Consider the following 14,994-nt stretch of genomic DNA (forward strand, 5'->3'; position numbering starts at 1 on the left):
CTGATCTTCGGGGGACGGGGTTACGGTCACACCGTGCCGACGCTGACCGAGATCCTCAAGCGCCTCCTCATCGGGCGGGCCATGCGCAGCGAGGAACTGGGCGAGACGCTGCTGCCCAAGCGGCTCGCGCTGCCGATCTTCGCCTCGGACCCGCTGTCCTCGGTGGCCTACGCCACGCAGGAGATCCTGCTGGTCCTCACCCTGGGGGGCCTGGCGTACCTGCACTTCACGCCCTGGATCGCGGTCGCGGTCGTCGCGCTGATGACCGTCGTGGTGCTCTCGTACCGCCAGGTGGTCCACGCCTATCCGAGCGGCGGCGGCTCGTACGAGGTCGCCTCGGTCAACCTCGGTCCCTCGGCCGGTCTGGTGGTGGCGGCCTCGCTGCTGGTCGACTACGTGATGACCGTGGCCGTCTCGGTCGCCTCCGGCGTGGACAACGTCATCTCGGCGCTGCCGTCGTTGGCCGAGTACCGGGTCGTGATGGCCCTGGGCTTCGTGGCCCTGCTGACGGCGATGAACCTGCGCGGCGTGCGCGAATCGGGTCAGGCCTTCGCCGCCCCCACGTACCTGTTCATCGGCGGCGTCCTGGTCATGGTCGGCACCGGTCTGCTGCGCTACCTCCTGGGTGACGCCCCGGTGGCCGAGAGCGCGGCGTACGGCATCACCCCCGAGGAGGGCGACGCGGACCTGGCCGGCCTGGCCCTGGTCATGCTCGTCCTGCGCGCCTTCTCCAGTGGCTGTACGGCCCTGACGGGTGTGGAGGCCATCTCCAACGGCGTCCCGGCCTTCCGCAAGCCCAAGTCGAAGAACGCCGCCGGCACCATGGCGGCCATGGGCATCATCGCGATCACCATGTTCGTCGGTGTCACCACCCTCGCGATCGTCTCCAAGGTGCACATCACGGACGACGCCTGCCGCCTCACCGGCCTGGCCGGCTGCGAGGGCCACACCCAGCGCACGGTCATCGCCCAGCTGGCCGCGGCCGTCTTCGGCGGCAGCGACAGCGTCGGCTTCTACTTCCTGCAGGCCGCCACCGCCCTGGTGCTGATCCTCGCCGCGAACACCGCCTTCAACGGCTTCCCGCTGCTCGCATCGATCCTCGCCCAGCACCGCTTCCTGCCGCGCCAGCTGCACAACCGCGGGGACCGGCTCGCCTTCTCGAACGGCATCCTCGCCCTGGCGATCGTCGCCGGCCTGCTGCTGTGGGGCTACAAGGCGAACGTCACCAGCCTCATCCACCTCTACATCCTCGGCGTCTTCACCTCCTTCACCCTCTCCCAGACCGGCATGGTCCGGCACTGGAACCGCGAACTGCGCACCGAGACCGACCCGGTCCTGCGCCGCCGCCACCAGCTGGCCCGGGTCGTCAACGCCACCGGGGCCTGCGTCACCGGCCTGGTCCTGGTCATCGTGCTCGCCACCAAGTTCACCGAGGGCGCCTGGCTGGCCGTACTCGCCGCCGTGCTGCTGTGGCTGATGATGCGCGGCATCCGCCGCCACTACGACCAGACCGCCGCCGAACTCGCCGTCACCGACCCGCGCGCCGAGGGCAAGATGCCGTCCCGCGTGCTGGCGATCGTCCTCGTCTCCACCGTCCACAAGCCGACCCTGCGCGCCCTGGCCTACGCCCGCGCCTTCCGGCCGGACCAACTGGAGGCCCTCACCGTCGCTGTCGACCCCGAGAGCCTGGCCCACCTGCGCAAGCAGTGGGAGGACTTCGGCATCGAGGTGCCCCTGAAGGTCCTGGAATCCCCCTACCGCGAGATCACCAAACCCGTGGTCGAGTACGTCCGCTCCATGCGCCGTGCCGGTCCGCGCGACGTCGTCGCCGTCTTCATCCCCGAGTACGTCGTCGGCCACTGGTGGGAGAACCTCCTCCACAACCAGTCCGCCCTCTGGCTCAAGAGCCGCCTGCTCTTCACCCCCGGGGTGATGGTGACGAGCGTCCCGTGGCAGCTGACGTCCGCTGCCGTCGCCGACCACGCGGCCGCCCGCGCGCCCGGCTCGGTCCGCCGCGGCGAACCCCCCAACCCTCCCGACCAGGCCGCCGCCCACACCGCGCCGAAGGGCGCTGCCCGGGACTGACCCGGTGAAGAGGACCGAGGAGATCCTGTGCCGACTCCGGCAGGGGGGCGGCGGGACCCGTCACGTGAGGAGGGGACGCCAGCGGTCGGCGGACTCCCTCATGTCGTGGATGACCCTTTCCAGGAAAGCGCCTCCCCTGCCCAGCCGTTGCCCCACGGGGCTGTCGGGCCCGAGCGCCTCCGCCGCGTCCATCGCGGCCTGCGCCGTTTCGAGTGTCTGGCGCGCGCTGATCACGATCGAGTTGTACCAGGCCTCGTCGTCGACCACGTAGATGTCGCGACGCCGCTGCGGATCGCGCTCGCGCCGGACGTACCCGTGCTGGACCAGGAGGTTCACGGCCACGGAGACGGAGGCCGGGCTGACCTTCAGCCGGCGGGCCAACTCTGCTGCGGTGCGCCTGCCGTCCTCGGAAAGCAACAGGTCGACGTGCACGCGTGCGGTCATCCTCGGCATCCCGGACCTGACCGCGAGCTCGATGATCTCGTCATCCGTCGTGCCGCGCGGCGGTGGGTCCGCGTGCGGGGGTGCCGGTGTGCCGCGCCGCGCCCGCCGGGCCGTCGCCTGGTGCGCCTGCTGGGGCCGGTAGCCGCCTGGTCCGCTGTTGCGTGAGACCTCCCGGCTGATCGTCGAGGTCGGACGTTCGAGCCGTCTGGCGATCTCGGCATAGGAGAGGCCGTCGGCGAGTCCGGCCGCGATGCGCTGGCGCTCCTGCTGGGTCAACCGTCCTCCTGGCATGCCGGCAGTATTGCCTTTGCTGTCAGTCATTGCAACGCAGCGTTGCGTTTGATTCCAGTCATTGCATCAATTTATCGCCGCTCACCTGGAGTTACTCATTCGTGCGATTGACGACACCCTGAATGCAACGTAGCTTTCGAGAGACCGCAAACACGTCATATCGCGAGATGGGGAATGGTCATGAATGAGTCCCTCCACACGGTCGCGACGCTGCCGGCGGAGCGTCGGTCCGGCTGTCCCTTCGACCCGCCGGCAGAGCTGATCGACGCCCGCCGGCACGGCCCCATCAGCCGGTACACCCATCCCGGCGGGAAGCCGGGCTGGATGATCACGGGATACGACCTGGTCAGGTCGGTTCTGGCCGATCCCCGGTTCAGCTCGCGCAAGGAGCTGATGAACGTGGTCGACTTCGAGCTTCCTCCGGCGCCGCCCGGCGAGTTCCTCCTCATGGACGACCCGCAGCACAGCCGCTACCGCAAGCCGCTGGTGGGCAAGTTCACCGTGCGGCGGATGCGGCTGCTCACCGAGCGCATAGAGCAGATCACCGCCGAGTGCCTGGACGCCATGGAGAAGGCCGGGCCGACGGCGGACCTGGTGACCGCTTTCGCCAAGCCCATCCCCACCATCGTGATCTGCGAGATCCTGGGCGTCCCGTACGAGGACCGGGCCTCGTTCCAGGAGCAGATCGACGCGTTCATGGGCGGCGAGGTGAGCGACGAGGAACTGATCGCGGCCTACACCGCGACCCAGGAGTACCTCGCACAGCTGGTCGCCGCCAAGCGCGCGAACCCCACCGACGACGTGCTCAGCGAGCTCACCGACAGCGACCTGACCGACGAGGAGCTGAAGGGGATCAGCCTCATCCTGCTGGCGGCCGGCTTCGACACCACCGCCAACATGCTGTCCCTCGGCACCTTCGCGCTGCTGCAGAACCCGGTGCAGCTGGCCGCGCTGCGCGCCGACCCCGCGCTCACCGACGGTGCGGTGGAGGAGCTCCTGCGGTACCTCAGCGTCGCCAAGACCTTCCATCGGACGGCGCTGGAGGACGTCGAGGTCGGCGGCCAGACCGTCGAGGCCGGCACGACGGTCGTCCTGTCGATCAACACCGCCAACCGCGACCACGAACGCTTCGCAGAGCCCGACGTGCTCGACGTCCGGCGGCCGTACGACGGGCACCTGGCCTTCAGCCACGGCATCCACCAGTGCCTGGGCCAGCAGCTGGCCCGCGTCGAGATGCGGGTGGCGTTCCGCGCCCTGATCGAACGCTTCCCCACGTTGCGCCTGGCCGTGCCGGCCGACGAAGTCCGCCTGCGCCCCGAGGCCGCGGACATCTTCGGGGTGAAGAGCCTTCCGGTCACCTGGGACGAGAAATGAGCACGACCCGCCTCAGCGTCGACCGTGAGCGCTGCATCGGCGCCGGGATGTGCGCCATGACCGCCCCCGAGGTGTTCGACCAGGACTCAGGCGACGGCCTTGTACTCCTGCTGCGCGCCGAGCCGGCCACCACCCATCTCGCGGCCGCTCGGATGGCTCTCGGCGTGTGCCCGTCCGGGGCGATCACCCTCCACGAGCCGGAATCCAACGGCTCCTAGCGCCCGGGGCGACCCCACCCGGATGCTTCTCCGGACCGGCTCAGGTGATGGCGGAGGCGGGGAGTTCCGGGGGCGCCTGCGGCTGGGCACCGGCGGCGGTGGGCAGGGACAGGACCATGGTGAGGCCCCCGCCGGGGGTGTCCTCGGCGGTCAGCGTGCCACCGATGGCTTCCGTGAACCCGCGGGCGACGGCGAGGCCGAGTCCGACCCCGGCACCGCGGGGAGCGTCGCCGTGCCGCTGGAACGGTTCGAAGATCCGGTCCTTGGCTTCGTCCGGGACACCCGGTCCGCGGTCCACGACACGAAGCTCGACGCGGTCCTGCAGGGAACTGGCGGAAACCTGGACGGGATGACCGGTCGGGCTGTACTTGACGGCGTTCTCGACGATGTTGGCGACGGCGCGTTCGAGGAGGCCGCGGTCGACGGCGACCATCGGCAGGGTTTCGGGGATGTCGAGTTCGACGCTGTCGTCGGGTACGCCGCCCAGTGCCATCGGGACGACCTCGTCGAGGTCGGTCTCGCGGATCAGCGGAACGACGGCGCCGGTGTTCAGGCGGGACATGTCCAGGAGGTTCCCGATCAGCGCGGCCAGCCGGTCGGCGCCTTCTTCGATGCCCTCGAGGAATTCGGCCCTGTCCTCCTCGGACCATTCGATGTCGTCGGAGCGCAGCGAGGTGACGGAGGCCTTGATGCCGGCCAGCGGCGTGCGAAGGTCGTGGCTGACGGCGGCGAGCAGGGCCGTACGGATCTTGTTGCCTTCGGCGAGTTCACGGGCCTTGCCGGCCTCGTCGACCAGGCGCTGGCGGTCGAGTACGACGGCTGCCTGGGCGGCGAAGGCGCCGAGCACGCGCCGGTCCTCGGCGGGCAGCACCCGCCCCGAGAGGGCCAGGGCCATGTTCTCGCCGATGGGCATGTCCACGTCCGCGTCCTCGGGCCGGGTGGCCGGGTGGGCGCCCACGGCTGCGGCGATGGTCCAGGGTTCCACCTCGCTGACGCGTTCCAGTAGGGCGACCGACCGCATGCCGAACGTTTCGCGCAGCCGCTCCAGCAGGGCGTCCAGGGAGTCCTCGCCGCGCAGGATGCTGCCGGCGAGGAAGGAGAGGATCTCGGATTCGGCGCGCAGCCGGGCGGCTTGGTGGGTGCGGCGGGCGGCCAGGTCCACGACGGAGGCCACGGACACGGCCACCCCGAAGAAGATCGAGATGGCGACGATGTTGCGAGGGTCGGAAATGGTGAGCTGGTAGAGCGGTGGCGTGAAGAAGTAGTTGAGCAGCAGGGAGCCGAACGCGGCCGAGGCGAGCGCGGGCAACAGGCCGCCGAGCAGGGCGGCGGCGACGGTGAAGGTGAGGAAGATCAGCATGTCGTTCGCGAGTCCGAGCTCGGGAACGACCTGGCTGAGCAGCAAGGTGAGCAGAGCGGGGCCGACGACGCCCGTGAGCCAGCCCCAGATGATGCGCGAGCGGCCCAGCCGGGCGCCCCGAGCGACCGGCAGCCCGCGGCCCCGGGCCGCTTCGTCGTGCGTGACGATGTGCACGTCGAGGTCGGGGCCGGACTCGCGGGCCACCGTGGCGCTCACCCCGGGGCCGAAGGCGTACTGCCAGGGCCTGCGGCGGCTCACACCGAGGACGATCTGGGTGGCGTTCACACCGCGGGCGAACTCCAGCAGAGCGTGCGAGACGTCGTCGCCGATGACGTGGTGGAAGGTTCCGCCGAGGTCCTCCACCAGGGTGCGCTGGACGGCCAGCTCCTTGGGAGAGGCGGAGGAGAGGCCGTCGCTGGCCGCGATGTAGACGGCCAGGACCTCGCCGCCGGCGCCCTTCTCGGCCAGGCGCGCGGCTCGGCGGATGAGCGTACGGCCCTCCGGGCCGCCGGTCAGGCCGACCACGATGCGTTCCCGGGCCTGCCAGGTCGAGCGGATGTTGTGCTCGCCCCGGTACTCCTGGAGGTACTCGTCGACGCGGTCGGCGACCCAGAGCAGCGCGAGCTCGCGCAGGGCGGTCAGATTGCCGGGACGGAAGTAGTTCGACAGGGCCGCGTCGACGCGGTCGGGTTTGTAGATGTTGCCGTGTGCCATGCGGCGGCGGAGCGCTTGCGGGGACATGTCGACCAGCTCGATCTGATCCGCACGCCGGACGACCTCATCGGGCACGGTCTCGCGCTGGCGCACGCCGGTTATCGACTCCACCACGTCGCCCAGCGATTCCAGGTGCTGGATGTTGACCGTGGTGACGACGTCGATGCCCGCCTGGAGCAGCTCCTCGACGTCCTGCCAGCGCTTGGGATGGCGCGAGCCCGGGACGTTGGTGTGCGCCAGCTCGTCGACCAGCACGACCGCGGGCCGGCGCGCCAGTACGGCGTCCACGTCCATCTCCGTGAACGTGCCGTCGCGGTACGCGATCTCCCGCCGGGGGATCATTTCGAGCCCGTGCAGCATCACCTCCGTCCGCGGCCGGCGGTGGTGCTCGACGAAGCCGACGACGCAGTCGGTGCCGCGCTCGATCCGGCGGTGGGCCTCGGAGAGCATCGCGTACGTCTTGCCGACGCCCGGTGCCGAGCCGAGGTAGATCCGGAGCTTTCCGCGTCTCATGTGGTGTCGACTTCTCGTTCTGCTCGATGTGCTGCGTCTGCGTAGGCGTGGTCAGGGTTCGACGCGGTAGCCCATGCCCGGTTCGGTGATCAGATAGCGGGGGTGCGAGGGGTCCGCCTCCAGTTTGCGCCGGAGCTGGGCCATGTAGACCCGAAGATAGTTGGTGTGCTCCGCGTAGGTGGGCCCCCAGACCTCCAGCAGCAGCCTGCGCTGGGAGACGAGGTGACCGGGGCGGGCGATCAGCAGCTCCAGCAGGTGCCACTCGGTCGGGGTCAGCCGGACCGTGCGGTCTCCGCGCACCACCCTCCTGGCCGCAACCTTGCCGTCCACGGACTCGGCGGCCTCGTCCTGCCCTTCGTCGGCATCAAGCTCATCGACCTCGTGGTCTCCACCATCCCCGGCCTTGGATGAGGGCCGACGCACCCCCATGGCATCGCCTCCGCGTTAAGGACGCGTCAGGATTGCGCCCCGCGCGTGCAGGATTTAACAGCTTCCGTACGCTGGCTCAGCCATCGCATTGATGGCTGGATCCAAGCCGTACGACATGGAGCAACCTACGATGGCCACTGCCAACCCCACGAGCCGCCTGCGATCGTGGCTTCTGGAAGGCCTGACTGAGCAGACGAAGCACCAGTCAGGTTCCCAGCCCGAGACGTCGGGGACTGCGGTCCACGGGCGTCCGTGGTGGCGGGTGATGTGCCTGACGGGCCTCGACTACTTCTCGACGCTGGGCTACCAGCCGGGCATCGCGGCGCTGGCCGCCGGTCTGCTGTCGCCGGTGGCGACGATCGTGCTGGTGATACTCACCCTCTTCGGCGCGCTGCCGGTCTACCGGCGCGTCGCCCAGGAGAGCCCGCACGGCGAGGGATCCATAGCCATGCTGGAGCGGCTGCTCTCCTTCTGGAAGGGCAAGCTGTTCGTCCTGACCCTGCTGGGCTTCGCCGCGACCGACTTCCTGATCACCATCACCCTCTCGGCGGCCGACGCCACCGCGCACCTGGTGGAGAACCCGCACCTCACCAGCACGCTCAACGGCCACCAGATGATCATCACCCTGATCATGATCGCCCTGCTCGGGGCGGTCTTCCTCAAGGGATTCAGCGAGGCCATCGGCGTGGCCGTGGTCCTGGTCATCTCCTACCTCGCGCTGAACGTCGTCGTCATCGCCGTCGGCCTCTGGAAGGTGATCTCGGAGCCGCACGTCATCGGCGACTGGACCGAGGCGCTGACCGCCGAGCACGGCAACCCGATCATGATGGTCGCCATCGCCCTCCTCGTCTTCCCGAAGCTGGCGCTCGGCATGTCCGGCTTCGAGACCGGTGTCGCGGTCATGCCGCACGTCCAAGGAGACCCGGACGACACCGACGAGAAGCCGGCCGGCCGCATCCGTGACACCAAGAAGCTGCTGACCACCGCCGCCGTGATCATGAGCGCGTTCCTGATCACCAGCAGCTTCGTCACCACCCTGCTGATCCCCGCCGACCAGTTCAAGCCCGGCGGCGAGGCCAACGGCCGCGCCCTGGCCTTCCTCGCCCACGAGCACCTCGGCTCCGCCTTCGGCACGGTCTACGACGTCTCGACCATCCTGATCCTGTGGTTCGCGGGCTCCTCGGCCATGGCCGGCCTGCTCAACCTGATGCCGCGCTACCTTCCCCGCTACGGCATGGCCCCCCACTGGGCCCGCGCCCTGCGCCCCATGGTCATCGTCTTCACCCTCATCGCCTTCCTCGTCACCTGGCTCTTCGACGCCGACGTCGACGCCCAGGGCGGCGCGTACGCCACCGGTGTCCTCGTCCTGTTCACCTCTGCGGCCGTCGCCGTGACCATCGCCGCCCGCCGCGCCGGCCAGCGCGGCTGGACCATTGCCTTCGCCGCGATCTCGGTCGTCCTGCTCTACACCACCGGCGTCAACGTCATCGAACGCCCCGACGGCGTGAAGATCGGCGCCTGCTTCATCGCCGGCATCATGGCCCTCTCCCTCCTCTCCCGCCTCGCCCGCGTCTTCGAACTGCGCGTCACGCACGTGGAGCTCGACGACATGGCGCAACGCTTCATCCGCGACACCGCCAACCGCACGATCCGCTTCATCGCCAACGAGCCCGACAACCGGGACCTCGACGAGTACCGGCAGAAGAAGCAGCAGATCCGCGCCGACAACGACATCCCGTCCGAGGACGACGTCATGTTCGTCGAGGTCACCGTCCTGGACGCGTCCGAGTTCGAATCCGGCATGCGCGTGCGCGGCGAGGTCCTGCACGACCGCTACCGCGTCCTGACGCTGGAGAGTTCCTCCATCCCCAACGCGCTCGCCGCCTTCCTCCTGTACGTGCGCGACGAGACCGGGCAGCGCCCCCACATCTACTTCGAGTGGACCGAGGGCAACCCGATGGCCAACTTCCTGCGCTTCTTCCTCTTCGGCCAGGGCGAGGTAGCCCCCGTCACACGCGAGGTCATCCGCGAGGCCGAACCCGACCGCACCCGCCGCCCCCACGTCCACGCCGGCTGACGCCCAGCGTCGGAGCTGTGGGTCCTGCCGCCGGTCGGCCACCCCGGCAGAGCCGCACGTGCGACGGGCGGCGTGGCGCCTGAGGCGGAGCCCGTATCGGTGGGATGACCGATGTGCGGGAGGAGGAGGTCCGGACATAGTCCTGGGGAGATCGTTTGCGGGCGGCCGCGGGGCGCCCGGTCTTCGAAAGGACCCTTCTGTGGACACGTATGCGGACCTGGTGTTTCTCGGCGGGAAGGTGGTCACGGTCGACGCGGAGTTCTCCGTCGCCTCGGCCCTGGCCGTGACCGGCGGGATCATCAGCGCCGTCGGCGGCCGGGAGGACGTCGCGCCCCTCGTCGGACCCGGCACCCGCGTCATCGACCTGCGGGGCGCGACGCTGCTGCCCGGCATCAACGACTCCCACCTGCACGGATGCGCCTTCGGCATGTCCACGCCGCCGCTCTCCCTCGACCTCGGCCATCCCGCGGTGTCCTCGCTCGCGGACGTGGCCGAGGCCGTACGGGAGGCCGTCGGCCGGGCGGCGGACGGACAGTGGATCACCGGGCACGGCTGGGACACCGGCTATCTCGACGAGTGCCTCGCCGATCCGGCGCGGCTGCCCTCGCGGCACGACCTCGACGCCGTGAGCCCCGACCACCCCGTCGTCCTCTACTCCTTCTCCGGGCACGCCACCTGGGTCAACGCCAAGGCGCTGGAACTCATCGGGATCGACCGGGACACCGTCGCCCCGCCCGGCGGGGCCATCGTCGCGGACGCGTCGGGAGAACCGACCGGGCTGCTCCACGAGGGGGCCCAGGCCCTCGTCCAGAACGCGCTGCCGTCACTCGGCCCGCAGGAACGCACGGACGCGATCAGGTCGACCCTCGCCACCCTCGCCCGGCTGGGCGTGACCAGCTACACCGAGCCGGGGCTCGGCCCGGGCGGCGACGGCATCATGCGGGGCGCGCTCGGCGGGGAGACCCTCGACGTCTACCGGCGCCTGCTGGCCGACGGCGAACTGACCGCCCGCGTCGGCGTACTGCTCCTGCCCACCGGAATGGCCGGCACCGCGGAGGAGTTCGCCCGCACCCTGGACGCCCTGGATGCCCTGGACGTCCTCGACGCGTCCGACGGCACCGATACCCGCCGCCGCCTGGCCGTCCACGGGGTCAAGATCTTCGGTGACGGCATCGTCCCCAACAAGACCGCCTGGATGCACGACCCGTACGTCGGCGGCGGCTGCGGCTCGCTGTGCGTGGGCGGCGAGACCGACTCCGAGCGGATCGCCGAGATCGGCGCCATGATCCGGCACGCCCACGCCGCCGGTCACCAGCTGGGCGTCCACGTCACGGGCGACCGGGCCATCGACGCGGTGGCGGACGCCTTCGCCGAGGCCGCGTCCGAGTACCCGCGGCCCGACGCCCGCCACTACGTCATCCACGGTGACTTCCTCACCGCCCACAGCATGAAGGTCCTGGCCGCGCACGGCTTCGGCGTCAACATGAACCCCACCATCAAGTGGACCGTCGCGGACATGGAGGAGGAGTTCGTCGGAGCCGGCCGCGCGGCCTACGCCTGGCCCTACCGCGATGCCATCGACGCCGGCGTGCGGGTCGCGAGCGGGTCCGACGCCCCCGTCACGCACCCGGACTGGCGTCAGGGCGTCGCCACCATGGTGCTGCGCGAGTCGAAGGCGACCGGCCGGGTCAGCGGCCCCGAGCAGCGCATCGGCCTGGCGGAGGCCATCCGTACGTACACCATCGACGCCGCCTGGCAGGACTTCGCCGACGACTGGAAGGGCTCCCTGGAACCCGGCAAGGTCGCCGACCTCTGCGTGCTCGAAGGGGACCTGCTCGCCGCCGATCCCCACGACATCCCGTCGATGCCCGTCGTCCTCACCGTCATGGACGGGCGGGTGGTGCACGACACCCTTCGCGATTGACGTATTCCGGGCACATGATCATCCTTGGGGGATGACAGAGCAGCGGAGCACGGCGGACCTCCTCGACGCGGCCGTCCGCGTCCGCGAGGCCGCCCGGAGCGCCACGACCGGTGAGACCGGCGTCGAACCGGTCCTGACGGCCCTGTCGGAGCTGATGGAGTACGACCACGCCTCCCTGGCCCGCTGGGACCCGCTGCGCCGGTGCCACACCACCCTTGCCGGGAGCTATCCCGACGACGCAACGGACTACATCGAGACCCGCCTCCACCGCGACCCGGTGTTCCCCGTGCTGCGCAGCCCGGCCCGCGGCGGGCTCTGGATGGGGGACGTCCCGAGGCACCTCCTGGAGGCGTCCCCCGGCTTCCAGGAGGTGCTGACCCCGCTCGGCATCGAGGACGGTGTCGCCCAGTGCCTCTTCGCCGCGGACGGCCGGTACGTCGGCATGCTGAACGTCAGCACCCGCCGGACGCGGCACGCACCCGATCCGGCGCGCGCGGCCGTCACCCTGCTCACCGAGGCCCTCGCCGCGGTCGTCGACCCCCGCGCGGGGCACCTCCGCGAGGAGGCCGGTGCGGCCGGACGCACGAGCGCGGCGAGGTCCTCGCAGGCGCGGCCCACCGACACCTGGCAGCCCGGCGGACTCTCGCCGCGGGAACTCCAGGTGCTGGCGGAACTGACCGCCGGCCGTACCAACCGGGAGATCGCCGGGCGCCTCCACGTCACGCCGCGCACGGTGGGGACCCACATCGAGCACATCCTCGCCAAACTGGACCTCCCCAACCGGGCGGCCGCGGCCGCCCGGGCAGCGGCCTGGGGAATCGCCCCGGCCGGCTGAGCGGGACCGCGAGCGCGCGGCCGTCGAGCGCGCGGGCAACGAGCGCGGCCGTCACCCCGCAGCGGTGAGTTCGCCGCTGAGCGTCCTGTGCAGGCCTGCGCTGGGCCCGTTGAGGCCCGTGATCTCGACGGTCTTGCCGCGCTGGGCGTAGCGGTGCTCGATCGCGTCGAGCGCCGCCACCGAGGAGGCGTCCCAGATGTGGGCGGCGGAGAGGTCGATGACGATCCGGTCGGGGTCGCCGGCGTAGTCGAAGCGGCCGACGAGTTCGTTGGAGGAGGCGAAGAACAGCTGGCCGGTGACGGCGTAGACGACCTGACCGCCGTCGGGGTCGGTGACCGCGGTGACCTCGGTGAGCCGGGCGACGCGCTTGGCGAAGATGACCACCGCGGTGACCGACCCCGTGACGACCCCGACGGCGAGGTTGTGCGTGGCGACGACGCACGCCACGGTGACGGCCATGACCGTGATCTCGCCCGCGGGCATCCGCTTCAGCGTCCCGGGCGCCACGGAGTGCCAGTCGAAGGTCGCGAAGCACACCATGACCATGACGGCGACCAGGGCGGCCATCGGTATGCCGGAGACCACCGGTCCGAAGACGATGCACAGCACCATCAGGAACGCGCCGGCGAGGAAGGTCGACAGCCGGGTCCGGGCGCCGGAGACCTTCACGTTGATCATGGTCTGGCCGATCATGGCGCAGCCGCCCATGCCGCCGAAGAAGCCGGTGACGATGTTCGCGACGCCCTGGCCCACGGCCTCCCGGGTCTTCGAGGAGCGGGTGTCGGTGATCTCGTCGACGAGCTGTGCCGTCATCAGGGACTCCATCAGTCCGACGAGTGCCATGGCGAAGGCGTACGGGGCGACGGTGGCCAGGGTGCCGAGCGTGAAGGGCACGTCCGGCAGCCCGGGGACGGGCAGCGAGGACGGCAGCGCGCCCTTGTCACCGACGGTCGGCACGGCGATGCCCGCCGCGACCGTGATCACCGTGAGGACCGCGATCGAGACCAGCGGAGCGGGGACGGCGGTGGTGATCCTCGGGAAGAGGACCATCAGCGCCAGGCCGGCGCCGAAGAGCGGGTACACGGCCCAGGGCACGTCCCGCAGCTGCGGAACCTGGGCCATGAACACCAGGATGGCGAGGGAGTTGACGAAGCCCACCATCACCGAGCGCGGTATGAACCGCATCAGCTTGCCCACGCCCAGCGCGCCCAGCGCGATCTGCATGAACCCCGCGACGATGACCCCGGCCACGAGGTAGCCGAAGCCGTGCTCCCGGTTGAGCGGGGCGATGACCAGGGCCACCGCCCCCGTCGCGGCGGAGATCATCGCAGGACGGCCGCCGACGACCGCGATCGTCACGGCCATGGTGAAGGAGGCGAAGAGACCGATCGCGGGATCGACGCCCGCGATGATCGAGAAGGAGATCGCCTCGGGGATCAGCGCCAGCGCGACCACCAGGCCCGCCAGTACCTCGGTGCGCAGCACCTTCGGTGACAGCCAGGACGGGCGGAAGGAGCGCGGCCGCGCGGATACGGACACAGCGGAGTCGGGCAAGACGGGCAAACCTGTCGGGCGGGCACACCGCCGGCGGGCGGACGTACGGGGGAGACGGGACGACCCTCCACGGTACCTTCGCCGCGCCCGGCAGAAGACCCTACCTGCGCCGGGCCACGGCCCGTCGCTCGGCGGCCTCGACGTCGAGGCGGCCCGAGGGGCTGCCGCCGCGTGCCACGACGGCTTCACGCACCAGGGCCATGTAGAAGAGCGCCGGCGCGCACGGGGTCCACACCCGGCCCTCCTCCAGGAGGAAGTCCAGGACGCTGTCCGGGTCGGCGGGGACGAACCTGAACTGGTCGTGCTCCCACTTGTCCTCCACACCCCTGCTGCGGCGCCTGGTGAGGTCGTCGGCCGTCAGCCCCGGGAGCACGGCGCGGTAGAAGGCCGCCCACTGGTGCCCCCGCAGGTCCAGGGCGAAGGCGAGCAGCTCGAGCTCGACCTCGTCGTCGTCCTGGACGGCGAGCTCCTCCCGCAGCGCGCGGCGGGCCACGGCGTGGAGGCTGATCGGGGAGCCGTCCCCGGGGACGTCGTGGACGGCGGCGAGGCCCTCGTTCGCCGAGGAGTTCCAGCGCTCGGTGTTGTGGCCCGCCACACTGGCGCTGCGGCGGGCGAAGACCATCTGCCGGTCGGGTCCGGTCCGTACGGCCACGTTGACGCCGAAGCTGCAGGAGAGGAAGGCCGGCGCCGTCACCGGGTCGGTGTCCTCCAGGTACTGGGTGCGCAGGGTGGCGGGCTCGCCTTCGCGCAGGGGCGTGTCGAGGTTGACCGACGTGGCCAGGAAGTCGAAGTAGTCGGCGTCGCACAGCCTCAGCTGCACGACCGGGAGCTCGTCCTCGTCGGTACGGGAGAGCACGATGCTCTCCACGGCGAAGCGGGGGTTGTTCCACCGGTGGGGCTCACCCGCCGCCTGCTTGCGCTCCTCCTCCGCCTGGATCGCCCGGCGCCACCGCTGCACCTCCAGGGGCAGCGACACCCGGCGGAGCCCGGGCTCGTGGATGACCTTCACGTTCTCCTCGAGGATCGGGCGGGTACCGTCCCCCTCGAAGACGTAACAGTCCGTAAGGAGATCCCCAACGACGAATCCCTCTCGCTGTGTCACCGAAACCCCTTGGTGTGATGTCGAGTTGAGTGAAAATCGTGCCATGCGCCGCATGGCGGGGGCCAGGTTCCCAC

At 70.5% G+C, this 14,994-nt stretch carries 10 protein-coding genes and 1 pseudogene; 6 read left to right on the forward strand and 5 right to left on the reverse strand.

Annotated elements, in window-relative coordinates; all coding sequences use genetic code 11:
* Positions 1-81 precede the first annotated feature (81 nt).
* Positions 82-2,085 carry an APC family permease gene (locus ACZ518_RS25965; protein ID WP_469115458.1) on the forward strand — a complete coding sequence of 668 codons (2,004 nt, stop codon included), beginning with the start codon at positions 82-84 and terminating at the stop codon, positions 2,083-2,085.
* 60 nt (positions 2,086-2,145) lie between these two features.
* Here ACZ518_RS25965 and ACZ518_RS25970 read toward each other — a convergent pair whose 3' ends face one another.
* Positions 2,146-2,820, reverse strand: coding sequence for a GbsR/MarR family transcriptional regulator (locus tag ACZ518_RS25970; RefSeq protein WP_469115383.1), 675 nt, complete (start codon positions 2,818-2,820; stop codon positions 2,146-2,148).
* Between the two features lie 180 nt (positions 2,821-3,000).
* Between ACZ518_RS25970 and ACZ518_RS25975 the strand changes: the two genes are divergently transcribed.
* Positions 3,001-4,194 carry a cytochrome P450 gene (locus ACZ518_RS25975; RefSeq protein ID WP_469115384.1) on the forward strand — a complete coding sequence of 398 codons (1,194 nt, stop codon included), beginning with the start codon at positions 3,001-3,003 and terminating at the stop codon, positions 4,192-4,194.
* Positions 4,191-4,412: a ferredoxin gene (locus tag ACZ518_RS25980; protein ID WP_469115385.1), complete on the forward strand. Its 222-nt coding sequence runs from the start codon at positions 4,191-4,193 to the stop codon at positions 4,410-4,412. The genes ACZ518_RS25975 and ACZ518_RS25980 overlap by 4 nt, the downstream gene beginning before the upstream one ends.
* Positions 4,413-4,452: 40 nt before the next feature.
* Here the strand turns inward: ACZ518_RS25980 and ACZ518_RS25985 are convergent, their stop codons facing one another.
* Together ACZ518_RS25985 and ACZ518_RS25990 are read right to left on the reverse strand one after the other, a co-directional pair.
* The gene (locus tag ACZ518_RS25985; RefSeq protein ID WP_469115386.1) at positions 4,453-6,999 is read right to left on the reverse strand and encodes a DUF4118 domain-containing protein; all 2,547 of its coding nucleotides are present in this window, start codon (positions 6,997-6,999) and stop codon (positions 4,453-4,455) included.
* Between the two features lie 51 nt (positions 7,000-7,050).
* Positions 7,051-7,287 (reverse strand): annotated as a pseudogene (locus ACZ518_RS25990) (winged helix-turn-helix domain-containing protein); the annotation flags it as partial.
* 271 nt (positions 7,288-7,558) lie between these two features.
* Here ACZ518_RS25990 and ACZ518_RS25995 point away from each other — a divergent pair.
* The 3 genes from ACZ518_RS25995 to ACZ518_RS26005 all read left to right on the forward strand — a co-directional run bounded on the left by ACZ518_RS25995 (position 7,559) and on the right by ACZ518_RS26005 (position 12,264).
* Positions 7,559-9,505 (forward strand): APC family permease, encoded by a 1,947-nt coding sequence (locus tag ACZ518_RS25995; protein ID WP_469115387.1) that lies wholly within the window; start codon positions 7,559-7,561, stop codon positions 9,503-9,505.
* Between the two features lie 199 nt (positions 9,506-9,704).
* Positions 9,705-11,429, forward strand: coding sequence for an amidohydrolase (locus tag ACZ518_RS26000; RefSeq protein ID WP_469115388.1), 1,725 nt, complete (start codon positions 9,705-9,707; stop codon positions 11,427-11,429).
* Positions 11,430-11,460: 31 nt separating this feature from the next.
* Entirely contained in the window at positions 11,461-12,264 is an 804-nt protein-coding gene (locus ACZ518_RS26005) for a helix-turn-helix transcriptional regulator (RefSeq protein WP_469115389.1), read from the forward strand.
* A gap of 51 nt (positions 12,265-12,315) precedes the next feature.
* On the opposite strand, the gene ACZ518_RS26010 is transcribed toward ACZ518_RS26005, so the two are convergent.
* On the reverse strand, positions 12,316-13,803 hold the full coding sequence (locus ACZ518_RS26010; protein WP_469115459.1) for a SulP family inorganic anion transporter: 1,488 nt from the start codon (positions 13,801-13,803) through the stop codon (positions 12,316-12,318).
* Positions 13,804-13,918: 115 nt separating this feature from the next.
* Positions 13,919-14,920, reverse strand: coding sequence for a translation initiation factor 2 (locus tag ACZ518_RS26015; RefSeq protein WP_469115390.1), 1,002 nt, complete (start codon positions 14,918-14,920; stop codon positions 13,919-13,921).
* Positions 14,921-14,994 lie beyond the last annotated feature (74 nt).

The sequence above is a fragment of the Streptomyces sp. NPDC033966 genome, assembly GCF_055575955.1.

Coding starts and splice junctions, on each gene's coding strand:
- ACZ518_RS26005 (WP_469115389.1), top strand. CDS start 11,461: ATGACAGAGCAGCGGAGCACGGCGGACCTCCTCGACGCGGCCGTCCGC.
- ACZ518_RS25995 (WP_469115387.1), top strand. CDS start 7,559: ATGGCCACTGCCAACCCCACGAGCCGCCTGCGATCGTGGCTTCTGGAA.
- ACZ518_RS25980 (WP_469115385.1), top strand. CDS start 4,191: ATGAGCACGACCCGCCTCAGCGTCGACCGTGAGCGCTGCATCGGCGCC.
- ACZ518_RS25975 (WP_469115384.1), top strand. CDS start 3,001: ATGAATGAGTCCCTCCACACGGTCGCGACGCTGCCGGCGGAGCGTCGG.
- ACZ518_RS25985 (WP_469115386.1), bottom strand. CDS start 6,999: ATGAGACGCGGAAAGCTCCGGATCTACCTCGGCTCGGCACCGGGCGTC.
- ACZ518_RS25970 (WP_469115383.1), bottom strand. CDS start 2,820: ATGCCAGGAGGACGGTTGACCCAGCAGGAGCGCCAGCGCATCGCGGCC.
- ACZ518_RS25965 (WP_469115458.1), top strand. CDS start 82: ATGCGCAGCGAGGAACTGGGCGAGACGCTGCTGCCCAAGCGGCTCGCG.